The sequence below is a fragment of the Hymenobacter roseosalivarius DSM 11622 genome (assembly GCF_900176135.1).
GTDB lineage: Bacteria > Bacteroidota > Bacteroidia > Cytophagales > Hymenobacteraceae > Hymenobacter > Hymenobacter roseosalivarius.
In genome coordinates, this window is the sequence record NZ_FWWW01000077.1 from 51,892 (window position 1) to 74,284 (window position 22,393).

The 22,393-nt window shown below is 57.4% G+C and carries 22 protein-coding genes and 1 pseudogene; 6 read left to right on the top strand and 17 right to left on the bottom strand.

Going from position 1 to position 22,393, the window contains the following annotated elements:
• Positions 1-270, bottom strand: coding sequence for a hypothetical protein (locus B9A24_RS14110; RefSeq protein WP_084446669.1), 270 nt, complete (start codon positions 268-270; stop codon positions 1-3).
• Positions 271-724: 454 nt separating this feature from the next.
• Positions 725-2,023 carry a cation:proton antiporter gene (locus B9A24_RS14115; protein ID WP_084446670.1) on the bottom strand — a complete coding sequence of 433 codons (1,299 nt, stop codon included), beginning with the start codon at positions 2,021-2,023 and terminating at the stop codon, positions 725-727.
• 227 nt (positions 2,024-2,250) lie between these two features.
• Here B9A24_RS14115 and B9A24_RS14120 point away from each other — a divergent pair, with 227 nt between their 5' ends.
• Together B9A24_RS14120 and B9A24_RS14125 are read left to right on the top strand one after the other, a co-directional pair.
• Positions 2,251-2,493 carry a hypothetical protein gene (locus B9A24_RS14120; RefSeq protein ID WP_084446671.1) on the top strand — a complete coding sequence of 81 codons (243 nt, stop codon included), beginning with the start codon at positions 2,251-2,253 and terminating at the stop codon, positions 2,491-2,493.
• 199 nt (positions 2,494-2,692) lie between these two features.
• Entirely contained in the window at positions 2,693-3,049 is a 357-nt protein-coding gene (locus tag B9A24_RS14125; RefSeq protein ID WP_084446672.1) for an EamA family transporter, read from the top strand.
• 224 nt (positions 3,050-3,273) lie between these two features.
• Here the strand turns inward: B9A24_RS14125 and B9A24_RS14130 are convergent, their stop codons facing one another.
• From B9A24_RS14130 to B9A24_RS14145, 4 genes are all read right to left on the bottom strand, one after another.
• Positions 3,274-3,750 carry a GNAT family N-acetyltransferase gene (locus B9A24_RS14130; RefSeq protein ID WP_084446673.1) on the bottom strand — a complete coding sequence of 159 codons (477 nt, stop codon included), beginning with the start codon at positions 3,748-3,750 and terminating at the stop codon, positions 3,274-3,276.
• Positions 3,751-3,809: 59 nt separating this feature from the next.
• Positions 3,810-5,243, bottom strand: coding sequence for an amidohydrolase family protein (locus tag B9A24_RS14135; RefSeq protein ID WP_084446674.1), 1,434 nt, complete (start codon positions 5,241-5,243; stop codon positions 3,810-3,812).
• 254 nt (positions 5,244-5,497) lie between these two features.
• Positions 5,498-6,715: a Gfo/Idh/MocA family protein gene (locus tag B9A24_RS14140; protein ID WP_084446675.1), complete on the bottom strand. Its 1,218-nt coding sequence runs from the start codon at positions 6,713-6,715 to the stop codon at positions 5,498-5,500.
• Positions 6,716-6,893: 178 nt separating this feature from the next.
• On the bottom strand, positions 6,894-7,394 hold the full coding sequence (locus tag B9A24_RS14145; protein WP_084446676.1) for a hypothetical protein: 501 nt from the start codon (positions 7,392-7,394) through the stop codon (positions 6,894-6,896).
• 608 nt (positions 7,395-8,002) lie between these two features.
• Here B9A24_RS14145 and B9A24_RS14155 point away from each other — a divergent pair.
• Together B9A24_RS14155 and B9A24_RS14160 are read left to right on the top strand one after the other, a co-directional pair.
• Positions 8,003-9,067, top strand: coding sequence for a sensor histidine kinase (locus B9A24_RS14155; protein ID WP_084446678.1), 1,065 nt, complete (start codon positions 8,003-8,005; stop codon positions 9,065-9,067).
• A 195-nt stretch (positions 9,068-9,262) separates the two neighbouring features.
• The gene (locus B9A24_RS14160; RefSeq protein WP_084446679.1) at positions 9,263-10,063 is read left to right on the top strand and encodes a LytR/AlgR family response regulator transcription factor; all 801 of its coding nucleotides are present in this window, start codon (positions 9,263-9,265) and stop codon (positions 10,061-10,063) included.
• A gap of 38 nt (positions 10,064-10,101) precedes the next feature.
• On the opposite strand, the gene B9A24_RS14165 is transcribed toward B9A24_RS14160, so the two are convergent.
• The 4 genes from B9A24_RS14165 to B9A24_RS14180 form a co-directional block, all read right to left on the bottom strand.
• Positions 10,102-10,875, bottom strand: coding sequence for a LytR/AlgR family response regulator transcription factor (locus B9A24_RS14165; protein WP_084446680.1), 774 nt, complete (start codon positions 10,873-10,875; stop codon positions 10,102-10,104).
• Between the two features lie 181 nt (positions 10,876-11,056).
• Positions 11,057-12,085, bottom strand: coding sequence for a sensor histidine kinase (locus B9A24_RS14170; RefSeq protein ID WP_084446681.1), 1,029 nt, complete (start codon positions 12,083-12,085; stop codon positions 11,057-11,059).
• Positions 12,086-12,142: 57 nt separating this feature from the next.
• Complete coding sequence (locus B9A24_RS14175; RefSeq protein ID WP_084446682.1) at positions 12,143-13,021, bottom strand: hypothetical protein; 879 nt, start codon at positions 13,019-13,021, stop codon at positions 12,143-12,145.
• An 11-nt stretch (positions 13,022-13,032) separates the two neighbouring features.
• Positions 13,033-13,506, bottom strand: a complete 474-nt coding sequence (locus B9A24_RS14180) for an ABA4-like family protein (protein WP_159452057.1) — start codon at positions 13,504-13,506, stop codon at positions 13,033-13,035.
• 333 nt (positions 13,507-13,839) lie between these two features.
• Here B9A24_RS14180 and B9A24_RS14185 point away from each other — a divergent pair, with 333 nt between their 5' ends.
• Positions 13,840-14,544 carry a hypothetical protein gene (locus tag B9A24_RS14185; protein ID WP_084446684.1) on the top strand — a complete coding sequence of 235 codons (705 nt, stop codon included), beginning with the start codon at positions 13,840-13,842 and terminating at the stop codon, positions 14,542-14,544.
• Positions 14,545-14,772: 228 nt separating this feature from the next.
• On the opposite strand, the gene B9A24_RS14190 is transcribed toward B9A24_RS14185, so the two are convergent.
• The 7 genes and pseudogenes from B9A24_RS14190 to B9A24_RS14220 all read right to left on the bottom strand — a co-directional run bounded on the left by B9A24_RS14190 (position 14,773) and on the right by B9A24_RS14220 (position 21,696).
• Positions 14,773-15,891 carry an AMP-binding protein gene (locus tag B9A24_RS14190; RefSeq protein ID WP_084446685.1) on the bottom strand — a complete coding sequence of 373 codons (1,119 nt, stop codon included), beginning with the start codon at positions 15,889-15,891 and terminating at the stop codon, positions 14,773-14,775.
• Between the two features lie 110 nt (positions 15,892-16,001).
• On the bottom strand, positions 16,002-16,451 hold the full coding sequence (locus B9A24_RS14195; protein WP_084446686.1) for a hypothetical protein: 450 nt from the start codon (positions 16,449-16,451) through the stop codon (positions 16,002-16,004).
• 108 nt (positions 16,452-16,559) lie between these two features.
• Positions 16,560-16,924: pseudogene (locus B9A24_RS22345) on the bottom strand (DUF6370 family protein).
• A 121-nt stretch (positions 16,925-17,045) separates the two neighbouring features.
• On the bottom strand, positions 17,046-17,864 hold the full coding sequence (gene menB / locus B9A24_RS14205; RefSeq protein ID WP_084446687.1) for a 1,4-dihydroxy-2-naphthoyl-CoA synthase: 819 nt from the start codon (positions 17,862-17,864) through the stop codon (positions 17,046-17,048).
• Between the two features lie 104 nt (positions 17,865-17,968).
• Positions 17,969-19,819, bottom strand: a complete 1,851-nt coding sequence (gene menD, locus B9A24_RS14210) for a 2-succinyl-5-enolpyruvyl-6-hydroxy-3-cyclohexene-1-carboxylic-acid synthase (RefSeq protein ID WP_084446698.1) — start codon at positions 19,817-19,819, stop codon at positions 17,969-17,971.
• 192 nt (positions 19,820-20,011) lie between these two features.
• Positions 20,012-21,256, bottom strand: coding sequence for a chorismate-binding protein (locus B9A24_RS14215; RefSeq protein WP_084446688.1), 1,245 nt, complete (start codon positions 21,254-21,256; stop codon positions 20,012-20,014).
• Complete coding sequence (locus B9A24_RS14220) at positions 21,253-21,696, bottom strand: hotdog fold thioesterase (protein WP_084446689.1); 444 nt, start codon at positions 21,694-21,696, stop codon at positions 21,253-21,255. Before B9A24_RS14220 ends, B9A24_RS14215 begins: the two co-directional genes overlap by 4 nt.
• Positions 21,697-21,774: 78 nt before the next feature.
• On the opposite strand from B9A24_RS14220, the gene B9A24_RS14225 reads away from it, so the two are divergent.
• Positions 21,775-22,389, top strand: a complete 615-nt coding sequence (locus B9A24_RS14225; RefSeq protein ID WP_084446690.1) for a histidine phosphatase family protein — start codon at positions 21,775-21,777, stop codon at positions 22,387-22,389.
• Positions 22,390-22,393: the final 4 nt, after the last annotated feature.

The following is a 22,393-nucleotide window of genomic DNA, read 5'->3' on the forward strand; positions in this document are numbered from 1 at the left end:
TTAGAGAGAAGGAGGAAGCTCTGCGGGCCAGTTTACCTGCCGCAGCAGGACGCGGAACTCCGCTTCGGAAGCTAACCGACCCTGGAAGCTGTACAGCATCTGCCCGTCGACGACTTCCAGTAGTGTTATCTCATCGTCTTCGTAAAGCACAATCGTTTCCTGGCCGCAGGCGCTGGGGCGGCTATAGCGCATTTGGCGGGGCGGCGAACGAAATTCTGTGAAGCCAAAGGCTTGCAGCAGCTCCGCGGACGGTTGATAAAAAGCAGACATATAAAATGGCCCCTGATGAGAGCGCTAAGCAACTACGCCGAGCGGTAAGCTAAAAGACAGGTCAGTAAGCTGTTATCTGTAAGTAAAGTAGGAAGCGGACTACAACTACAGCATGTGCCGTATTGGCAGACCACGGCTTCTTCATCTGCTCTGATAAGCCAAAAGTCGGAGTGCGCCATGTAGTCAATCAATCCGGTTGCTTAAAACATAATAACACAAAGAGCGGTCCAGCTTAACCCAACTTCCGTCAACATAAGTAGCTATTCCAGTCTTTGTGGAAGCTATCATGCAAATATCTGTATAGCAATTGGTTATTTGTAAAAATAAACGAGTTGATAAAATATATAGCGTGTTGTCAGTAGGTCAACGAGTTTTCGCCGGCTATTACTTTGCCTAGCTTTTTGATGTTCGGTTCACTTCTGGATTTGCCCCCCAGCGCGGTAGTAGTGGGTAATTATGGCCGCCCCCCTACAGTTGATGAAGACTCCGCGGGCTGCATGGCGGCGGCGGTAGCAGCATCGAGGGGGCGTTGGGTACCGAAAAAAAGTCGGTAGAAGCCCAGCAGCTTACGTTTTTCCAGTACAAAGAAGAGCAGCGTACAGAAAACGGTTGTGAAAATAATGACCGCGAAGGTGATGGTTTGAATGGCTGGTCCGCTGGGCAGACCCCTCTGGGCAGGCAACGTAGCCAGTACGGCCGCGCCTAAGCCTTTGGGAATCATGATGCTCATGAAGGCCGTATCAAAGAGCGGGGTTTTGGTATCGGCGGAGGCGAGAACTACCGGAATGCGTACCAGAAAGAGCAGAACGGTGATGGCGGCACCCAGCCCGATCAGGTAGGCGTTGTCGAGCACGATGGACATGCCCACGTACACGAAGAAAAACGTGCGCAGCAAAAACACCATTTCCGAGAAAAAGCCTTTTTCGGCCGCGGTCAGCTCGATGTGGCGCGTGGGCAGATAGCGGTAGAGCAGGCGCGGGCGCAGCAGAGTAACGTTGCCGAGGGTGATGCTGAAAAACAGCACCGCAATCGGGCCGCTGAAGTTCAGCAGCTCTACCAGTCCATACACGATAAAGACGAAGGCCGGCGTGGAAAAGCGGGTTTTGAGAAGCGTAGGTACTTTAGTCAGCAGTATCGACCACAGGTAGCCGGTAGCGACGCCCGCTACTACAGCCAGCACCAGCGAGGTGAAAATCTGCCCGAACATGGAGCCCAGACTAAACGAAGCGCCCGTGTAAAGGCTGATCAGGGAGATGGGAATGGCCAGCGTGTACACGTCGCTAAACGCCGATTCCATAACCAATGTGGTGGAGGTTTGCTCCTGAATATCCACCTTCCGGGCCAGAGTGGTAACCACCGCGGAGGAAGTGCCCCCCAAAATGCTGCCCAGAATAACGGAGCTGAGAAAATCGAGGCCCGCGAACAGCTGGGCCATAGCTGCCACCAGCATGGTGGTCACGATGAAGTTGAGCGTAGTGAGCGTAACGGTACCCCGCAGCGCCGATTTCAACTGCTCAAAACGTACCTCTAGGCCACTCTCAAACAGAATAAATACCAGCACGATATTGGTAAACACTCTGCCCGCCTGCCCAAACGAAGCCGGATCGATAAGGTGAAATACCGGGCCTATCAGAATGCCAACCAGCAGTAAGCCCACCACGTCGGGAATGCGAGTTCGGTCAAACATCTCGGCCAGATAATGGCCGAAGAAAATCAGGAAACCAATAAAAATAATGAGAACGGGAGTTATCATGCTGAAGTTAGTTACCCCCAAATCAGGGTCAGATGCCCTTGGGGGCGGCCCGAGCCAAGCACCTGGTTTGGGCAGTACGTGCGAAGTAGGACGCGTAGTTGTCTACGGCGGTGTACTAATTTTGGGGTCTGGGGGGCAAAATCGGCGATGATACGCTGGAAACAGCCCGCCAGCATATACCCGCGGAACCCCGGTGACGGTGCCAGCCGTTGAGAGACTGTATCTCTATGCAACTCACCGCCTTCAAACAGCTGCCCATGGGCCGCCAGGCCATCCTGCTGCGGCAAGGGGGGCATTTCCTGGCTGATCGCCAGCAAGATAGCTTTAGTCTGCGGCTCTATGCCTTCGGCGACTTCTACGCCGAGGTATGGCGCGTGCAGGATGAGGAGCGCATTCTGTTCATTCATCTGTTTCAGCACTCGGCGGGGCTTGCCTCTTATCTAGAGAAAATTCGACTGCCCGAGGTGTAAAAAAGCCCCCCACACGCTCTCAGCTACCGTAATAGGAGGCCATGCCGCGGAAAGGTGCATGGGCCAAAGCCATGGTCGCGGGGCCTGTGGCTCAATAACTTTGCCCCCCACCCGCCGTATTGTGGAGTGCCCGGTAAGGCAGTCGCGGCTAGATAGCTGGAGAGGTGTGAGTGCCGGGTAATTGACGTAGCCGAAGTGTATGTGGATTGTCTTTTCGTTGTTAGCGGCCGTGTCGGCGGCTGTGGTTGTTACTCTTTCCAAGGCCGGCATCAAGCACGTTGATTCCAGCTTGGCTTTTGCTATACAGTCGGTGCTGATACTGCTGGTGGCCTGGAGTGTAGTCGCTTATCAGGGCAATCTGCCCGATGTATCGCGTATCGACCGGCGCAGCATGACCTTTCTGGTAATAGCCGGCATCGTGACATGCGTATCGTCGCTGCTGTCCTTTCAGGCCCTCAAGCTCGGCGAAGCATCGCGCGCGTCGCCCCTCGATAAAGTGTCCCTAGTATTCTCTATTATTCTGGCAGTCGTATTTCTTAGAAGCTGTTTGAGTTAGCTTTTCGGACTGGTAGAATGAGGTAGAGACGCAATATTTTGCGTCTCCTCGCGCGTGAATCGTGCAACGGCGAGACGTAAAATATTGCGTCTCTACCTCGTTTAGCCACTTGGCAGCTAACTCAAACAGCTTCTTAAGGAAAAGATAAACTGGCAGGTAATTGTGGGCGCGCTGCTGATGGCTGCCGGCGCGCTGTTTATCGCGCTTGCCAAGCCCTCATCCACCTAAATCAAGGGGTGAATTTGGTCTGACGAAGACCGACGCATGGGAAGGTGCGGAATACCGTCTTCCAGGTACATTTCGCCGCACTGCACAAAGCCAAAACTGCCGTAAAATTTCTCTAAATATTGCTGCGCGCCAATCTTGATGGGCTGGGGGGTAAAATGACGCTCGCAGTGCGTAATTGCTTGCCGCATCAGCTCCTGTCCCAGGCCAAAGCGCCGAAATTCGGGCGCCACGATTACCCGCCCGATACTGACTTCCTCGTAGCAGATGCCCGCGTCGAAAAGGCGGGCATAAGCGGCCAATTTTCCGTCCAACGTGTTCCCCAATAGGTGCTGCGCCGCCATATCCTGGCCATCAATATCCTGAAACGCACAAGCCTGCTCCACCACAAATACCTCGCTGCGAAGCTGCAATAGTTCGTATAATTCGGTTAAAGATAAATCGTTGAATTTCTTGCTGGTCCAGGATAATATCATGTTTGGAAGTGCTACTTTATAAGCAAGCTAAGGATTGATTTCTCTGCTGAAAACGCAGCTTATTTGTGCTTTATTTTCTTCAATGATTCAGCCAGGTCGTTGGCCGAATACACCTTGCCGCGGGAGATTACCGCGTCAATCTTTTTGATGTTGTTAATGTCAGCCAACGGGTTCTGATTCAGCAACACCAGGTCAGCATATTTACCAGTTTCGATGCTGCCCGATTGATCGGCCACACCCATAAACGTAGCGCCGTTGATGGTGGCCGCGCGCAAGGCTTGCGCGGGAGTGAGTCCGGCCTGCACCAGCAGCGCCAGCTCGCCCTGCAACGACGAACCCGGATACACAAACGAATTGAAAGGCCCGCTGTCGGAGCCGGCCAGAAGGGTCACGCCGGCGGCCTGCATTTCCGGTATCATCGACATAAACTTGGCGGAGAGTTTCTTGCCGAATTCAACGTTCTCTCTGGACTGCCGCTTCGCGCTGTTGTAGCGGCCCAAATAGGTAGCCTGAATTTTGGGGTCGATGTAGGCAAGCATGGAATCGCGGGCGTGGTCCTGCTCCGTTATTTCAGCCAGCGTTTTCTGAATGAATAAGGTAGGCACCACCGCCGTTTTCCGGTCAGCGAGGGTTTTAAACAGGGCGGCCGCTACCGTTGGATCGTACGTTTTGAAGATGGTAGGCAGCACCGCGAACAGGCCCAGCGGCTTAGACGTGAGCAGGCTTTGCTTGATGGCGGCCGTCAGACTGTCTTCGCGCGAAGAGCACCCCTTAAATACGTAATACAGGTGCTCACTGGCATCGAGGCCCCGCTCGGAAGCCTCGCGCAGCGTGACGGTGTAGGGCATGTGGCCCGTCGTTTTGAGCCCGCGTTTTTCGGCCTCCGAAATGACATTCAGGAAAGCATCACCCGAAATCTTGCTGTCATAAATCTTGACGTAATCAACCCGCAGCTTCTGCAAGGAGTCCAGCGCGGCGGTTACCTGAGCGGGTGTTTCTACTTCCAGAGAGCCTGGCCAAGTGCCGCCCGGACCATCAATCTTAGGGCCGGAAGTAAAGATTCGGGGACCCGCTAATTTCCCGGAATTGATCTGCTCGCGCCAGGCGTACACGGCTGGCGTCAGGTCGCCGCCCGCGTCGCGAACGGTGGTAATGCCGTGCGCCATATACAGCGGCAGCAGATTCTTATTTGCCGCTGTCAGCGTGTCGCCGCCCCGAAAGTGAACGTGCATATCCCACAAGCCGGGCAGCAGATATTTGCCCGTGCCGTCCAGACGTTGGGTAGCACGCTGGGGGGCTTTTTCGGCGCTTTCTATTCGTTGAATCAGGCCGTTTGAAATGACCACATTCTGATCGGGCTGCACGGTTCCGGTTATCACGTCAATCACATTGACGTGGGTGATGACCAGCTCGGCTTTGTCTGATTTTACCGCAACACATTGGCTTAAAAAGAAGGCGAGCGAGAAGGCAGCAGGGAGGATACGTATTTTCATAAAAGCAGAGATGCAGCGGGAAACAGAGAGCGGAGTGACTTCAGCCATACTTGGCTCGGCTAAAGTAGCGGAATTTGCCCCCAGCGTTTATATAGTTCCAATCTGCCGCTTCCCGGCCGTCATGCAGAGCGGAGCGAAGCATCTCGCGTGTTTAGTTAAGATTACTAATCTGACTACCGCTGGCGAGATGCTTCGCTCTACATGACGTTCTTAATGGATAAAAATGGATAAAAGATCTAGACGGGCTTATTGCTCTACCGGCTATTCGTACGGTCAATAATATTCTGCACATCCTTGGTCGATACTTTCTGGCCAGTTTCGGCGGCGCGGTAAATAGCGGCCATCAGCTGCACGTCGCGCAGGCCCATTTCGCCGGGTACGCGGGTGGCTTTGTTATTTAGAATACAGTCGGCAAAGTTGTCCATCTGCCGGGCCTGCTGATTTACATTCTGAATGTTCATCGGGCCTTGGCTGGTAGTTCCTTTTATGCCACCATAGCCAAAGGAGGGAGTGAGCTCAAACTTGCCTTTGGCCGCTTCAGCCTGGAGGCGGTTGGGCAAACTTTCCGCGTAGCTAGTGCGACAATCGGCCACCGAGCCGTCGGCAAACTGGAACTGCCAGTTCACGCCGGCTTCCACTTCCTTGAACAGGCCATTATTAGGCTTAGGTGTAAACTTCGCCGTGACGGAGGCCGGAATCTGCCCTTTGGTGTACACCACGCCCTGCACGCAGTAAATGCCCAGATCCACGAGCGGCCCGCCGCCGGCCAGCTCCTTGTCTACGCGCCAGGGCGTGTCGTTCTTGAAGACATAGCCATTGTCAGCTACCAGGCACTTGATTGGGCCGTAGATTTCCTTCTGGCCCAGGCGCATCACTTCCTGGTGGTGAGGCTCGAAGTGCAGCCGGTAGCCTATGCTGAACTTTTTGTCGGCTTTTTTGGCCGCGTCTATCATCTGCCGGCACTCGGTGGGCGTCATGGCCATCGGCTTCTCGCAGATAACGTGCTTGCCTGCCTGCAAAGCCCGGATCGTGTATTCGGCGTGCATAGCAATGGGCAGTACCGCGTACACGATATCAATATCGGGGTTGTCAACGATGCGGTCGAACGACTTGTAGTCGTAGACGTTTTCCTTGGGGATATTGTACTTCGATTTCCACTGCGGCACTTTCTCCGGCGAGCCCGTCACGATGCCGGCCAGGCGGCAAAGCTTGGTTTCCCGCAAGGCCGGGGCAAGCTGCCCGGTGCTGTATTTGCCCAGCCCCACCAACGCCACGCCGAACTGTTTGTTCGCCTGCCATGCCTCCAGACTAGCCGGCCCGAAATGGGATTCGGGGAGGCCAGTCAGCGAGCCTGCCAGCCCCGAAGTGCCCAGCAAAATGCCCCCCAGGCCTAGTGAGGCGTGGCGCATAAAATCGCGGCGCGAGGTGGAAGCGTTGACAGAAGAAAAGGAGATGTCGTCGAAGGTTTTCATAGCAAAAAGTTGGGGTATGATAGCAGTACCGCGCCAGGCAGCTCGGGGTTGCGTTAAAAGGCTGGTGATAAGCGTGATACTACAACCAGAAAGCTAGGCTTTTGGGTGAGAAGGGAGGTAGCAAAAAGGGGCAACTGATCGTGCAGCTGCCCCTTATAAAGTGGATGATGAATGCCTGTTAGCGCAGACGCTCGTCGTCGTCAAGTGGCCGGTCGATGATGCGGCTGCGCAATGCGGTAGTGGTCGCGTCGGGCTGGGCCGCTACAACCGTAGAATCTGGGTGAGGGCCCGGCGCGGGGCCATGGGCCGACAGCGGTACACTGCCGTGCTGCGCCACGTAGCGCCGGGCGTATTCGGAGGCATTTACCGCCCCGTGCTGATCGAGGAGCTGCTGCACCTGCTGGGCATCCTGAAGTGTGCGCACATGCGCGGTAAGCGTGGTGCCGCGGCGGGCAGCTTCCAGGTGGTCTTTCACATCGTGCTCGTGGCCGGTAAATACAGCCCGGAAGAAGTTGTGGAAGGAGTCATTTTCAGGAAACTCGCCCGTGGGATTATCCTGGTTGATATCGGCGGTGGTCACGTCGATGTGCTCGCGGCCAATACCATGACTGACAAGCGCGTGGAGGGCTTTGTTCGCAACGTCGGCGTTTTCAAACACGCCAATTACAGTGTATGCCATGGCAGATCGGGGTTAGGAATTGAGAATGGAGTAGAAAGATCGGAAATAGTTGCTCCCGCGGAAAGGAGTTTTTTCAACGACAAATCCCCGCGATAGGTTGGGGGTGCGGCTGGGTTACCGGGGCCGCCGTGTTGTACGTTACATAGATTCTGGCCTGCTTCTTTCTCCGTGTTGGTAGAGTGGCCGCACGCTTCATCCGGCTTATCCGACACTTCAGTAATCTTTCTTTTCATCGGGCTTAGCAGCCGACCACTTTTGGTCATCACTTCGCTGCTACCCCAGTGAAACGAATCCTACTCCTGCGGCTAGTGTTGCTGGCTACCGCTAGCCGTGTAGCCGCCCAAACGGCTGCAACCATGCTCAGCAGTATCGTCCGCGAACAAAGCAGGCACTGCCCGGCAGCGGCCCGGCCCTTGTATGAAGCAGCTAAGGCCCGGTTCGCAGATTTACGCCCTAGCAGCCCACTGGCTCCGACCTGGGGCGAGAAGCAGATGGTAACTCAACTGAAGACGTACGAGCCGACTGCCGCGAATTAGTTGGTCAACTCAAAATCAGCAGCACGCTCAGCTTATTATTACCTTTCAGCCGCCTGTTTTTTCTTGCTATCCATGGCTACTGCTCTTCCCGCTTTTACTCGTTTTGGCAAGGCGAAGTGGCTGCGTCCGCTGCTCGTGCTCGTGCTGGTATCAACTGCTATTACCTTGCTAACCTGCGTCAGCTGTTGGGCCAATGCCGAACAAATGGCGACCAACTTCACGGTCACGTTAGCTTTTACCACTGCTTTGTCGCTGGCCAATGGGTATGCGGTAAACTGGCTGGAGCGCTACGTGTCGTGGCGTGCGGAGCCGGTGAAGCGGCTGATACTCACCCTGCTGCTTTCTCTGCTGGTGTCGCTGGTGGTGATTCTGGGCATTAACCTCTGCTACGTGGTTCTATACCGCGGCTATGCAGTAGCTGTGCTGTGGGAGCCGCCAGCAGCACGCAACATCGTGTTTCCGTTGGGCGTCACGGTGTTGTTTTCTTTGGTGATGCATAGCCGGTCTTTTCTGTTGAAGTGGCGCGAAGCTTTGGTGCAGACGGAGCGTTTGCAAAAGGAAATGGCTCAGGCCGCGGCCGAAACCCTACGGCAGCAGCTCGATCCGCACTTCATGTTTAATGCCCTGAATGCTCTCACCTCGCTGGTAGAGGAGGAGCCGCAGCTGGCAGTGCGCTTCATTCGGCAGCTTTCGCAGGTGTACCGCTACGTGCTCGATGCCCGTGGCCGCGAAGTTGTGCTGCTCGCCGACGAGCTGGAATTTGCCAAAGCTTACCTGTTTTTGCAGCGCATCCGCTACGGCGAAGCCTTGCAGGCCGACCTGCCCGCCCCCGGCAGCGTGCCGGCTCGCCTCATAGTGCCGCCGCTGAGCTTACAGCTGCTGCTGGAAAATGCCCTTAAGCACAATGTAGCGCTCCAACAGCAGCCCCTGCATATCGGCTTCGAGCTGAACCTAGCGGCCCGGCAGCTCACCGTGCGCAATACGTTGCGGCCGCGTCGCCTTGGTTCCGAAGAAACGAGTGGCCTGGGTTTGCGCAACCTGCAAGCCCGCTATGCTTTTCTAACCAAACAGCCCATGCTCATTCAGCCCACCGCCACCGAGTTCGTCGTGACGCTGCCGTTGTTAGAGTTAGGGTAGTCAGGATGTAGAGACGCGTATTGGCTGCGCCGACCTTCGGTTCGCGTCTAATCGTTGAAGGACCGGTATCGCGCCATTCAGTCGAAATAACAACCGCGACCATTAGACGCGAACCGAAGGCTGGCGCAGTCAATACGCGTCTCTACTTAATTTAGAAAAAGCCCCCCAGGCCAAAACAAAACTACCTACTAACCAATGTCAACCTTGCCTGCGCTTCGTGCCCTACTCGTGGAAGATGAACCCCTGGCAGCACGGCGCCTGACTGAGCTGTTGCGCCGTCAGGAGCCGGCGGTAGAGGTGGTTGCTACTGCCGAATCGGTGGCGGCGGCCAAGGTGCTGCTCGATACGCTGCAACCCGCGCCCGACGTGCTGTTTCTGGATATTCACCTGGCCGATGGACTGAGCTTTGAGCTGTTTGAGCAGACCACGGTGCCCTGTCCGGTTATCTTCACCACGGCCTACGACCAGTATGCTATTCGGGCTTTCAAGGTAAACAGCGTGGATTATCTGCTCAAACCTATTGATGCCGGTGAGCTGGAAGCCGCCGTGCAGAAGCTGCGCGCGCGGCGCGGCTCCGCCCAGATGGCCACGCCCGCTACGGCTTTCGATCCGGCCTTGCTGGCGCAGGTATTACAGCAGATGCAAGCCCGCCCCGCCTACAAAGAGCAATTCGTGGTGCGGGTGGGTGAGCATCTCAAAACCGTTGCCACGGAGCAGATAGCCTACTTTTTCAGCCTCGAAAAAGCCACCCTGCTCCAAACCCGGGAGAACCGCCGGTTCGTAGTGGACTACACGCTGGAGCAGCTGGAAACCTTGCTCGACCCGCGCCAGTTCTTCCGCCTCAACCGCACGTATCTCGCCCAGGCCAGCGCTATTCAGGATATAATTCACTACACTAACTCCCGCCTGCAAACCGTGCTTCAACATTGCCCCGAAGGCCCCGTACTGGTGAGTCGGGAGCGGGTGCCGGCTTTCAAAGCGTGGCTGGATAGGTAGAAAACTGGCACTCAATTCCCCTCTTTGAACTGGCCCAATCAGCCCTCCAACCATTGCTTGAATACGCTGGCTTTCTCCCGGCTCACCACTACTTCATCGATGGGGCTGGGGGCCAAATCCAGCTTCAGCTTGCCATTGAAATAAGGGTGCAGGCGCTGCACGGCCTGCAAATGCGCCACAAACTGCCGATTCAAACGAAAAAACTGGCGTGGGTCGAGCAGGCTTTCCAATTGCTCCAGCGTATAGTCTACCACGAAGCGGCGGCCATCAAGCGCCGCCAGCGTCGTAACCTCGTTGCGACTCTGAAACCAGGCAATCTGCCCGGCCGGCAGGGGTAATAGTTGCTCCCCGCTGCGCACCAAGAAGCGCGATTTGTAAGGCTGATCGGGGCGAGGCAGGCTGTCGAGCAGGCGCTCCAGGCGCTGGGCCGTATCGGGTAGGGGCGGCGCAGTGGGTGCCCGCCACTGTTCCAGCTTGGTAAGGGCTGCCGCCAGCTCGGCCAATTTGATGGGCTTCAGCAAATAGTCGATGCTGTTCGTTTTGAAAGCCCGAATGGCATAGGCATCATACGCCGTGGTAAAGATGACCGGGCTCCGCACCACCGTGCGCTCAAACAGCTCAAAGCTCAGCCCATCGGCCAGGTGAATATCAGCCAGAATCAGGTCGGGGGGCAAATTTGACTTAAGCCACGCCACCCCCGCCGTTACGCTATCCAGCACGGCCAAGACTTGGGCTTTGGGTGCCGCCTGATGCAGCAGGCGCTGGAGGCGCTCCGCGGCTGGGTACTCATCTTCAAGCACTAAAACAGTCATGGGAGAAGTTGAAGGCTGGAATTAAACAGAAGCTGTTTAGGAATCCCATTTCGCGTCATGCTGGATCTGGCGGCTGAAATGGTTTTTAGGATTTCCTAAAACAGCTTCACGGTAAGCGAAGGATAGTAGATCGGGGTTGCTAAGCAAAGCTGCACCCCCGTTGAGAAGAAAAATTGCTGCCTCAACGAGGCTCCAGCAGCGGCAGCCGCACCCGAAACCACTGATTCGCGGTACTGATTTCGACCGGCTGGGGGGCGTGAAGCAACTCGTAGCGGTGCTGCACGTTGCGCAGGCCCGTGCCGGTGCCGGAGGCCAGCCCCGCCAGCCGCGGTCGCAGGACATTTTCCACCGTGAAGTAGCCCGTGGCGGGGTCGGCGGTAAGGCAGAGCTCCAGCGGATTTTCGCGCGAGGCGACGTTGTGCTTAAGCGCATTTTCCACCAGCAGCTGCACGCTCAGCGGGGCTACGTGCCACTCAAGCGCTTCAGAAGGGACATGCTGCTCCACTCGCAGATTATCGCGAAAACGGACTTTTTGCAAAGCCACATACGTATCCACAAACGCCAGCTCCTCGGCCAGCGGTACCGTCACTTTGTCGCGGCTGAGCAGCACGTAGCGGTACACATCGGCTAGCTGCTCCACAAACTCTTGGGCCGCCACGTTGCCGGGCTCAATCAGGGCCGAGAGCGTGTTGAGTGAATTGAACAGGAAATGCGGATCGAGTTGGTTTTGCAGGGCTTCGAGCTGACTTTGTACACTAGCTTGGGTAAGCTGCTCGGCCCGGCGCACGTTCTGTTCCCACTTCTGAAAAAAATGCTGGCTCTCGTACACGAGCAGCACCACCGAGGTAGGCACCAGATTGATTAGTACCTGCACGAAAGTTCGCTCGGCGCTTAGTACTCCAAATATCTCGGTGGGTAGCACCAGCGTGAGCCCGACGGTGATGGCAACGGTGGCCAGGCTGGCGTAGAGCAGGCAAGCGGCGGCCAGCCACCACAGGCGCACGGATGTTTGACCCACAGCGGGAAAACGGCGAATCAGCCATTGCCAGATGGCGCGGGTGCCCAGCCAAATAGTAAGCGTGTAAACGAGCGAAATCGGCCAGCTAACCAGGAATGCGGTAACAGACTGGAGGGCATAATCGGCCTCCGGCAGTAGCATGAGCACGCTCACAGTCGGAATTCCAAACAGCAGCAACTGACGGTCTTGCATGGTAGGTGGCGTGGGTTTCAGGCTCCGTGGGCCTAACGGCAACTTACGCACTTTCCCTCAGTGCGAAAGCAGCGGCAGACCGCTTAGCGCCCGCCAGTACAGCAGGCTCACGCCCCCGGCGTAGAGCACGGCGCAAGCAAAAATGCTTGCCGTTTGGGCACCAATACGCCCGATAAGTGCCGTGCGACCCAGCAGCCAGCCCACGAAAGGTAACGCCTGTAAGGCGTGCAGTCCTAGAAAGTGGGCGGCGCGCAAATCGCCGGCGTGGGTGCTCCAGCCCAGCACGGGCAGGCCGGTCCCGCCATCGGGGGCACCTACGGTGTGGCCGCCCTGCCCGATCATGGCACCGCCAATGGCGCTGCCGAGCAAAAATAGCAGCAGCCCCAAGCGCATGCCCCACACGTAACCCGCCGAGCCAAACGGCCGGTGGCGTAGCATCAGATACAAGGCCCACACCAGCAGAAGAGTATTGATGGCGATAAAAAGGCCCATGGCGGCAAACACCAGTGTGTCGAATACAGAGCTGTTGTTGAAGTGAGAGGTGGTGCCACGTATGGCCTGTAGGAAAATAGCTGCAATTTCGACCGTCATGCTGATGGCCACGCCCCAGCTGATTATGCCCACTGACCGCTGAGCAGGCGCGGGCAAATCGGCCAGCAGCCAGCCCAAAGTCCACAAATAAATGACGATGGAAACGGAGAATTTAAGAGGCTTAAACCAGACGTTGAGGCCCGTTACTAGACACTCATCGAAGGGTGCTAGCGCCAGGGCAGTCACGGCCAAGCCCACGCTCAGCCAGCCTGCCCACGATAGCACAGGGTTGCAGCGGTGCAGAATAACCAGCCGCTCACGCAGGTCCTGTGCCGAACTCAGGAGCAATGGGCGGCGGGGGGCAAATGTAGTGGAGCTGCCGGAAGCGAAAAGGAGCGTTTTCATACTTATGATGGCTAAGATGAGCGAACAGAATCCAGAATTGTGGCAGGACTGGGGGGCAAATTCAGGGGATAAAAGCGGCGTACAAAAGCGTACAACAGCATTCCCACCGGCCCCATCAAAAAGGTGAATAGCAGACACGGAATCAGCAGCAGGTGCGGGACTCCGCGGCGGTGGGCATCGCGCGCCGACCACGCGCCCACAGCCAAATCGAAGCAGAGATAATGCATCCAGCCTGCCAGCAGGGCCCACGGGTCCTGGAACAGCAGCGCCACCTCGGCCAGCGAAGAAAAGCCCCCCACGCTGCCCCGCGGGCCAGCATAATGCACCCCGATCACCACGGCATAAGTCACAGCCAAGCCCAGCGACAACGCCCCGCTGAGCACCAGGCGGCGCGTAACTACCCAGCGCGGCGCAATCAGCAGCAGGACCCACCCCAGCATGGCTACGGTGTTGGCAACAGAAAACAGAGTGGCGGGCGTAAGCATAGTGGGAGCTTTTTTACCTAAACTACCCCTCATTCCTGCCTATCGAAATTTCAATCCAAGTGAAGCCGACCCCGCGCCGGGTGAACCGACAATATTCTGTGGTGAAACGTCGCCGCATAGTGAGGCAAACGCGAGCAGGAAACCTGGCTGGGGTATTTTCTATTGACTTGCCCCGACTTTGCTTCCTTCTGTCAGCCAATAACCCACGGGGGATAACTGCGTTGAATTACAATACCCCGGCTCCATCAGATCTGCCGCTTAGACCTCCCCAATTGCGCACTGACCAATCTTCCGCTCACGTATTGCTGCCTGCTGGTCGCGTACTTTTAGCCTGTGAATAAGCTGGTAATCCTGTTGCTACTGTTGCTGCCAGCACCGGCTACCGCCACGCTGGCGGCCCACAAAACAGCCTCAATCGTAGTACCTGACAGCACTTTCGTGCGCCAGAGCCACCGCCGGCCCGTGTTTCAGTTCGACCCGCGGTTTTCTCTGCTTAATGGCAAGGTGGTGGGCATCACGGGCTTTAAGGGCGGCATCGAGTGGAACGGCCGTCTGCGCGCCGGTCTGGGCCTGTACCTGCTCAGCGGCGGCGTCCCCACCGACGCGCCCCTGCCCCCCGATTTGCCCCCCAATACCCGCGACGAGCTGCGCTTCCGCTATGTGGTGGGCTACGGCGAGTACGTACTCATTGGCAACCCGCGCTGGGAGCTGAGCACGCCCATGCAGGTAGGCATCGGCAAGTTCTACTCCCGCTACCAGCTCCCCGACGGCGGGGTGCGGCGCTCCGCCAAAGACCTTATTTACGTGCTGGAGCCCTCCGTCGCCAGCCATTACCGCATCTTTCAGTGGCTGGGCGTGGGCACGGGCGCGGGCTACCGCCAGATGCTGTTTATTGATGACAAGCTGGAGGATGAGCTGAGCGGCATTATCTTCTTTGGCCGCGTCAAGCTCTTTATAGGCGATTTGTATAAAGTAGCGCGGGGCCGGCAGAAGCTGTTCTCGCAGGATGGTCTGCGCTCGTCCGAGTGGCCAAAGTAAGAGCCTCACCCCCCCGGCCCCCTCCCCCGCGGAGAGGGGGAGCCAGCCGACTCGTTCAGCGAAGCACTAGCTTAGGCTGGCACTTCTACCGCTTTTTACAAAACAGATGGGAAGCTGGTAGCCGTTTTGGAGGCGCAAGCCGATAGAGCGGCGTAGGCCGAGCGTCAGGCTCCCCCTCTCCACGGGGGAGGGGGCCGGGGGGGTGAGGCCAATCGTTAGGTGGTGAGGTTAATAGTTGAACAAGGCCACCGTACCGCGCCTATCCAGCTTGCCCGAAGCTGTCGTTTTAAACTCGGGCACGTAGACCAGCTCGCGGGGCCGCTCGTAGCGGCCCAGGCGCTCCGTCAGCAGCGCCAGCAGCTGCTCACTTTGCCCCCCAGATAAGGCGTCGCCTTCCAGAAAGGCAGTTACCTGCTCGCCAAGGCGCTCATCGGGGCGGGCAGCTACGAAGGCGCGTCTGGGGGGCAAATTAAGCTCGGCCAAGGCTACTTCCAGCACCTGCTCTACCTTTTCGGCCTGCACCTTTACGCCCCCGGAGTTAATCACGAAATCAGCCCGGCCCAGCCACTCGAAGGCGTGCTCCTCGGGTAGCAGGCGTACCTGGTCGTTGGTCGTGATGAGCTGGTCGTCGGTCACGTCGGCGCGTACGGTGAGGCAGCCGTGCTCATCCTCGGCTACGTGAATGCCAGGCAGTACTTTGTAATAAGGCGAAGCGTCAGAGCCATTTAAGCGGCGCAGGGCAATGTGCGAGGCCGTTTCGGTCATGCCGTAGGTGTGATACACGGGCACCGCGAGGGCCTGCGCGGCTCGCGCCAACCCGCTTTCCACGGCCGCGCCACCTACCAGAATGGCCTTCATGGCATTCAGCCGGGCCGCGTGCCCATTCTCCAGCACCGTGCGCAGCTGCAAAGGCACGAAAGAAACGAAGTCAAACGCGGCCTCCGCCGGCACCAACGCCAGCGGGTCGGCGTGGGGCTCCACGATGGTCAGGTGCAGGTTCAGCTCCAGGCCGCGCACCAGCATCATCAGCCCGCCCACGTACTCGCAGTTCAGGCACACCAGCATCCGGTCGCCGGGCCCCAAATCGAAATAGTCGGCGGTGCGGTGGGCGCTGGCCGCGAGCTGTTGCCGCCGCATTTGAATCCGCTGAGGCTCACCCGTGGATCCGGAAGTTTGCAGGCCAAATTCCAACGTCCCATTTAGCCACTGCCGACAGAAATCCAGCACCTTGGCTTCGTAGCCGTTCAGATCTACAGGAGTATTAGCAGGGTATTGCTTGATGTCGGAGTAGCGAAATTCGCGACCGTTGAGCAGAAGGAAATCAGGAATGAGAGTAGAAGTAGGCATTAACTGGACAAAAGAGGCTTTTATTGAGACACAAGACGTATACGCGCCAACAAAACGGAAAAGATGTGTGGCTGCTTTTTCAGCTGTGGGAAGTAGCTCCAAACAGTAGCTCAGCTAATCAACCACCGCTGATATGTCTTAGGAGAAGGCGCCATCACCGCGCAGAGTGTCAGCAACAAACACCCGAAGAATACCAGATCAAACGGGCTTTTAGTAACGGTATACGTGACCAGGGGCGGCAAGCCAGCCAAGCCTAACAGACTATTGCGCAGAAAAATGCGGCCTTTATACAACCGTAGATTCTCGGCTTCCGGCCGCCGCAGATTCGGCTTTATCTGGGAAGAAACCAGGTAGACCAGCACGCCAACCAACAGCAATAAGCTCCCTAGCAACAGAAGCGCCGGCCACGTAGCCAATGCTGGATTCACAGCTCCCGATCCGGCGGTCCGGCGGCCGCCGACCAGCACCAGCGTAGCCATTACAGCCGCCTGAATTGGGTAGTGCAACCAGTGCAAGCGCCGTATGCGGCGAATAGCTTCGTCGTAGGAGGGGTCGGCCATGCCTTCGGCTACGTAACAAGCCGCAACCAGGATTTGCTGTTAATTGTCAAAGTTTCCCTGTATGCTGTTCGGTAGAGCGGTAAGAATTAACCCAACCGAAAAAGTGGGTTATTTGGCTTTAACAGGCTCCGGTAGAAGCTTAAAATAAGTTGCCTTAAAACGGTTATCGACTACTTCGCCCTGTACCTCCGCTTTGCGGATAGAGTTGCAAAACCCGTCGTTGGCGTGAGCGTCGCCGTGGGAGTCAATATTCGACCCGTCAAGAAATACGATTTGCCCCCTAGGCGCACGGCTAAGTCACAGCTTTTGCCCGGCAGTCCCAGCTTGCACTGTCCACAGGCTGCGTCTGCTACCATCACCTCCTTGGCTTTGTCGGGAGCGGCGGCTACACTGGCAGCGGCTTTGGTCGTCTGAGCTTGGGCAGTCGATGCTGCGAAGAAGCCGAAAGTAAGGAGCAGGAATAAAGACTTCATAACGCAGCTGGTAAAAGGTAAAGAAGCATGAACAGTACGATTGCCAGGCGTAAGTAACGAAAAAACTGCCTGCCCACTTATGAACAGGCAGTTGTATGCGAGGCAAAACTGCGGCCGTGCCTTACGGAAACTTGGGGTACTTGTCGAAATCAGGCTGGCGCTTTTCAATAAAGGCGTTGCGGCCTTCTTTAGCTTCTTCGCTCAGGTAATAGAGCAACGTCGCGTTGCCAGCAAGTTCCTGAATACCTGCCTGCCCGTCGAGCTCGGCGTTGAAGCTGGATTTGAGCATGCGCAGCGCTAGGGGGCTTTTTTCGAGGATTTTGCGGCACCAGGCCACGGTCGTTTCTTCCAGCTGCTCCAGCGGCACTACTTTGTTCACGAGGCCCATATCGAGGGCTTCCTGAGCGTCGTACTGGTCGCAGAGAAACCAGATTTCACGGGCTTTCTTCTGACCGACTACGCGGGCCAGGTAGCTCGCGCCAAAGCCGCCGTCGAACGAGCCTACTTTGGGGCCGGTCTGGCCGAAGCGGGCGTTATCGGCCGCGATGCTCAGGTCGCAGACGACGTGCAATACGTGGCCGCCGCCAATGGCCCAGCCGGCCACCATGGCAATGACGGGCTTGGGAATGGAGCGGATCTGCTTCTGCAGATCGAGCACGTTGAGGCGGGGCACGGTGTCTTCGCCCACGTAGCCGCCGTGCCCGCGCACGCTCTGGTCACCACCCGAGCAGAAGGCTTTGCCGCCCTCGCCGGTGAGGATAACCACGCCAATATCCGTGCGCATCCGGCAGATATCCATGGCTTCAATCATCTCCTGCACCGTGAGCGGCGTGAAGGCATTGTGCACCTGCGGGCGGTTGATGCTGATTTTGGCGATGCCCTCATAAAAAGTGAAGAGAATCTCGCGGAATTCCTTAATCGGAGTCCAGGTAATAGCCATAGGAAGAATGATTTTTCTGCGAACCTCTGCGCTCCTCTGTGGGAACCCAACAATGATATTTCCCGCAGAGGAGCGCAGAGGGTTACGCAGAGGTTCGCAGTGTTCTAAAGAAAAGCGGTTTTGACGGAAGTACGATAATGTTCGAAGAAGGCAGCGTTGGTGGCGCTGTCGGTGGTGATTTCCAGTAGGGCCGCGCCGCCTTCGGGTGCAAAGAAAACCGGTAAAGCCGATTCAAGTTCGGCGAAAGTGGAAACGGGGAAGTAGCGCAGGTTAAAATCGCGCGCCGTATTCTCGGCCGTAAGCGGTTGGTGAGTCTCGAAAAACTCCTCCAGCTCCGGCTGCTGGCGCGGCCCGTCGATAAGCCGAAAAATGCCCCCCGCGTGGTTGTTGAACAGCGCGATGCGCAGATTGGGCAGCGGGTAGTTGTGCCAAAGCGCGTTGCGGTCGTAGAAAAACGCCACGTCGCCGGTGAGCAGGACCACGGGCCGGTCGGGTTGGGCCAGCGCCGCGCCAACGGCCGTGCTGGTGCAGCCGTCGATGCCGCTGGTGCCGCGGTTGGCGAATACTTCGATGGTACGGTTGGTCAGGCCCAGAATGTTGGCGTAGCGCACGGCCATGCTGTTGGCCAGGTGCAGGGCGGTGTGGTCGGGCAGGGTTTTTAAGGTAGAATAAAAAGCAGTGAACTCGTTGAAAGCCTGGGGAGGCACGGTAAAGAAATCAGCCAGTAACCCGCTTGCCCACTGCTCGGCACGATGCCAGTGAGAAACGTAAGCTGCTTCAGATGTAGATTCAACGGTATGTATCGGCCATCCCAACGGAATAGGAGCAGGAGCAACTCGGGTAGCATCGGATACTGCCGCCAAACCAGCTAGTGGACCTTCTGCCGGAATCAAATGAGCAACCTGCTGTTTATCAAGCAAAAGCATCTGCTTAAAGAACGTTGCCGGCTCCAACCGAATAATGCGCGTCAGGGATTTAAATGTGTCGGCGACCGGGCCGGCGGCTTGCACATGCCAATGCTGCCGGGGGGCAAATTCGCGTAGGTAGAGCTTCAGGGCTTTCGAAATCAGCGACTGCCCAAACGTAATCAGCAGCTCCGGGCGCAGGTCGGCTTTGAGGACTGCATTGGCTCCGGCCAGGAATACATCCTGATGCCCCAGCGGCGCGGCGGCAGCAGCTTCAGCATTGCCCCCCACAGGCTGATGCAGATTGGCAATCACGTCGCCGACCACCGGCACTTGGTACGCCGCCGCGAAGCCATGCAAGTTTAGCAGCAAGCCTTTATCAAAGCCATGCTGCCCAGCTACTACCAGCACCCGCCGCGTCTTCCGTAGCTTGTGGGCTAAACTCGCTGCTTCACCGGGGGGCAAAGTGGGCGTACCCGCTTGCTCATGAACAATCTTTACCTCCTCAAACCGCAGCTCTTCACCCGCTTTCGGATAAAAAGGCTCGCGCAGCGGAATATTGACCTGTACCGGCCCGGCCGGAAATTGCTCGGCCAGATTAATAGCCTCATTCACCAGCCGCTCCGAATGCCACTTGGCATCGGGGTGGCTGGTATCGGCGGGGAAAGTGAACGAGCCTTTGGCGTGGCGGCCGAACAGGTCGGTTTGGCGAATAGTCTGGCCGTCGAGCTGATCGATCCACTCCGGGGGACGGTCGGCGGTGAAAATGACGAGCGGGATTTGCTGAAAATAGGCTTCGGCTACGGCGGGCGCGTAGTTCAGACCGGCCGTGCCGGAAGTACACACCAACGCCACCGTCCGCCGCTGGCTTTGCGCCATGCCTAGTCCAATGAAAGCTGCGGCCCGCTCATCGGGCACCGTACGCACTTGAATCTCCGGGTGGCGGGCAAAGGCAATCGTCAGGGGCGCACATCGCGAGCCGGGCGACAGCACTACATCCGTAATGCCATGACGGGCGCAGATTTCCGCGATGTTATAAACTGCCTGCATGATTTCAATCAATAGTTAACTCGTAAATGCTAAATCTCTCGAGCGAATGTCATGCTGAGCAAAGCGAAGCATCTTTCCCGCTTCGTTGAGTTTACTAACCAGTAGAGATGCTTCAACAAGCGGACGCTAGATTAAGCATGACCGCCTTTTGTGTAGTACACGACAACATCTCATCCAAGTAACCAAATAGGTTTATCCATCTAAAACTGCTCCTGCGGTTCGTAGTTTTAACTCCGTTTCCTCCCACTCGCGTTCCGGGTCAGAATCGATGGTGAGGCCGGTGCCCGCGTACAGAATTGCTTCGGTGGGGCGCAGTTGCATGCAGCGCAGATTAACAAATAAGCGCGCCACACCGGCCTGCGGTAGGTTAACCGGGCCCAGAAACCCGCTGTAATAAGCGCGGTCGTAGCCTTCGTACTGTTGCAAAAAGTCGAGGGCCGCCTGCCGGGGCATACCGCCCACCGCCGACGTTGGGTGGAGTAGTCGCAGCATATCCGTACCCAACGATGGAAACGGCACCTGCCGCAGATGCACCGCGAAATCGGTGCGCAGGTGCAGCAGCTCGCCCGCTACTACGGTGCGGGGGCCAATTTCGTCGTACTCGCGCAGGCGCAGCTGCTTGAAGCAGCTCACGATGTAGCGCGCTACCAGCGCCTGTTCCTCAATTTCTTTCTGCCGCCAAATGGCTTTTTGGGGTGTCAGGCCGGGCGTGAGCGGCTGGGTACCGGCCAGCGCCATCGTGCGGAATATGCCTTCCGGCGTAACCTCGGCCAACACCTCGGGCGTAGCGCCCAGCCAAGTGCCCGCGCCCGGCGCACTTACTAGTGACACAAACGCCTGCGGATACCGCGCCTGCAATTCCTCAAAGGCCAGTAGCGCATCAAAGCCGGGGGGCAAATTCCTGCGCACTGCCCGCGATGACACCACTTTTTGCACCGCTCCCTGCTCGATGGCCGCTAAGCCCCGCCGCACCAGGGCCGCGTACTCGGCCGGTGAGGCCGTAGCGGGAGCCGGTTGCAGACTCTGGTGCCAAAGCAAGGACGCGGTAGCAGGAGCAGCTTGCAGAAACTGCCGCAGCTCGGTCAATCGGAAGTCAGCGGGGCCGGTTTTATTTACCCAAAACTGACCAGCATGCTTCGTGTCGAAAAAGACGTTGGCGGGCAGGAATAAGGCCGGATTATGGTCCGAATCGCGAAAAGGGAAGAAGGCGAAACCCGCCGGCGCGCCCGGCTCCAGGTTGGGGGGCAGGCCCGTCAGGGCTTCTTCCGCTGAAAAGCTCAGGCACAGCTGGGCGTGGGTCGTGCCGGGCAGCCGCCACAAAGCCACCGGCAAGCCGGTCTGCAAAGCAAATGCCACCAGGCGGCGCACCTGCGCGGCGGCCGACAGCTGCCCGCCGCCGGGGTAGGGTACCAGCGTAGGCCGGTGGGGCTGACTCATGCGGCCTCGCCCGCCGTGGGGGGCAAATCGATGACGGCCATGGTAATGCGGCTGACGCAGACCAGCGCGCCGGTTTCTTCGTGCGTAATGCGGATTTCCCACACCTGCGTGGTGCGGCCTATGTGCAGGGCCACCGCCCGGCCAACCACATAACCTGAGCGAACTCCTTTCAGGTGATTCGCGTTGATTTCCAGGCCTACACAGGCTTTCTTAGTCCGATCGACCTGCAAGGCGGCACCGATGCTGCCCAGGGTTTCGGCCAGGGCCACGGAAGCGCCACCGTGCAACAGCCCCATGGGCTGGCGCGTACGATGATCAACGGGCATCCGGCCCACCAACAGTTTGTCACCGATTTCGGTTAGCTCCATGCCCAGGTGTTCGCCCATCGTGTGGCGGCACCAAGCATTGAGCTGCGCGAGGGTAGGAGCGGGTGGTATCATAGAGGAAAATGAAAAAACAGGGTCAGGAGCCTGAAAAACCAGTACTTTCGGCTCCGTCACAACAAAGCTAGGGGGAAAGTGAGCGTCAAAAAAATCTACCTCATCCGGCACGGGCAAACCGATTTCAACGTGCAAGGCATTGTGCAGGGCAGCGGTGTCGATTCGTCGCTGAACGCGGCCGGCCACGATCAGGCTAGCCGTTTCTTTGCTGCTTATAAACATCTAACCTTCGATAAAGTCTACACCTCCACGTTGCAGCGCACCCAGCAGTCGGTGCAGGGTTTTCTCGATTTAGGCTTGCCTCACGAAGCGCACTCGAGCCTGAACGAGATTAGCTGGGGCGTACGCGAGGGTACCCGCATCACACCCGAGGAGGATGCTGAATATCAGGGCGTGCTGCACCAGTGGGAGCAGGGCGAAACCCACGCCCGGCTCAGCGGCGGCGAGAGCCCGGATGAAGTAGCGGCCCGCCAACGGGTTTTTATTAAGCTGATGCTCAGCCGACCCGAGGAAGAAAATATACTGGTGTGCATGCACGGCCGGGCCATGCGGGTGCTGCTCTGCCAGCTGCTAAACTATAGTTTAAGCTGCATGGACGCCTTTGAGCACCGCAACTTATGCCTTTATAAGGTGCATTATACCGGCTCTATGTTCTCGGTGCGGAATTTTTTAGATACGACGCATTTGTCGTGATACT

Coding starts and splice junctions, on each gene's coding strand:
- B9A24_RS14190 (WP_084446685.1), bottom strand. CDS start 15,891: ATGCCTACTTCTACTCTCATTCCTGATTTCCTTCTGCTCAACGGTCGC.
- B9A24_RS14155 (WP_084446678.1), top strand. CDS start 8,003: ATGGCTACTGCTCTTCCCGCTTTTACTCGTTTTGGCAAGGCGAAGTGG.
- B9A24_RS14130 (WP_084446673.1), bottom strand. CDS start 3,750: ATGATATTATCCTGGACCAGCAAGAAATTCAACGATTTATCTTTAACC.
- B9A24_RS14110 (WP_084446669.1), bottom strand. CDS start 270: ATGTCTGCTTTTTATCAACCGTCCGCGGAGCTGCTGCAAGCCTTTGGC.
- menD (WP_084446698.1), bottom strand. CDS start 19,819: ATGCAGGCAGTTTATAACATCGCGGAAATCTGCGCCCGTCATGGCATT.
- B9A24_RS14170 (WP_084446681.1), bottom strand. CDS start 12,085: ATGCAAGACCGTCAGTTGCTGCTGTTTGGAATTCCGACTGTGAGCGTG.
- B9A24_RS14135 (WP_084446674.1), bottom strand. CDS start 5,243: ATGAAAATACGTATCCTCCCTGCTGCCTTCTCGCTCGCCTTCTTTTTA.
- B9A24_RS14160 (WP_084446679.1), top strand. CDS start 9,263: ATGTCAACCTTGCCTGCGCTTCGTGCCCTACTCGTGGAAGATGAACCC.
- B9A24_RS14195 (WP_084446686.1), bottom strand. CDS start 16,451: ATGGCCGACCCCTCCTACGACGAAGCTATTCGCCGCATACGGCGCTTG.
- B9A24_RS14220 (WP_084446689.1), bottom strand. CDS start 21,696: ATGATACCACCCGCTCCTACCCTCGCGCAGCTCAATGCTTGGTGCCGC.
- B9A24_RS14115 (WP_084446670.1), bottom strand. CDS start 2,023: ATGATAACTCCCGTTCTCATTATTTTTATTGGTTTCCTGATTTTCTTC.
- B9A24_RS14165 (WP_084446680.1), bottom strand. CDS start 10,875: ATGACTGTTTTAGTGCTTGAAGATGAGTACCCAGCCGCGGAGCGCCTC.
- B9A24_RS14125 (WP_084446672.1), top strand. CDS start 2,693: ATGTGGATTGTCTTTTCGTTGTTAGCGGCCGTGTCGGCGGCTGTGGTT.
- menB (WP_084446687.1), bottom strand. CDS start 17,864: ATGGCTATTACCTGGACTCCGATTAAGGAATTCCGCGAGATTCTCTTC.
- B9A24_RS14140 (WP_084446675.1), bottom strand. CDS start 6,715: ATGAAAACCTTCGACGACATCTCCTTTTCTTCTGTCAACGCTTCCACC.
- B9A24_RS14145 (WP_084446676.1), bottom strand. CDS start 7,394: ATGGCATACACTGTAATTGGCGTGTTTGAAAACGCCGACGTTGCGAAC.
- B9A24_RS14215 (WP_084446688.1), bottom strand. CDS start 21,256: ATGAGTCAGCCCCACCGGCCTACGCTGGTACCCTACCCCGGCGGCGGG.
- B9A24_RS14180 (WP_159452057.1), bottom strand. CDS start 13,506: ATGCTTACGCCCGCCACTCTGTTTTCTGTTGCCAACACCGTAGCCATG.
- B9A24_RS14120 (WP_084446671.1), top strand. CDS start 2,251: ATGCAACTCACCGCCTTCAAACAGCTGCCCATGGGCCGCCAGGCCATC.
- B9A24_RS14175 (WP_084446682.1), bottom strand. CDS start 13,021: ATGAAAACGCTCCTTTTCGCTTCCGGCAGCTCCACTACATTTGCCCCC.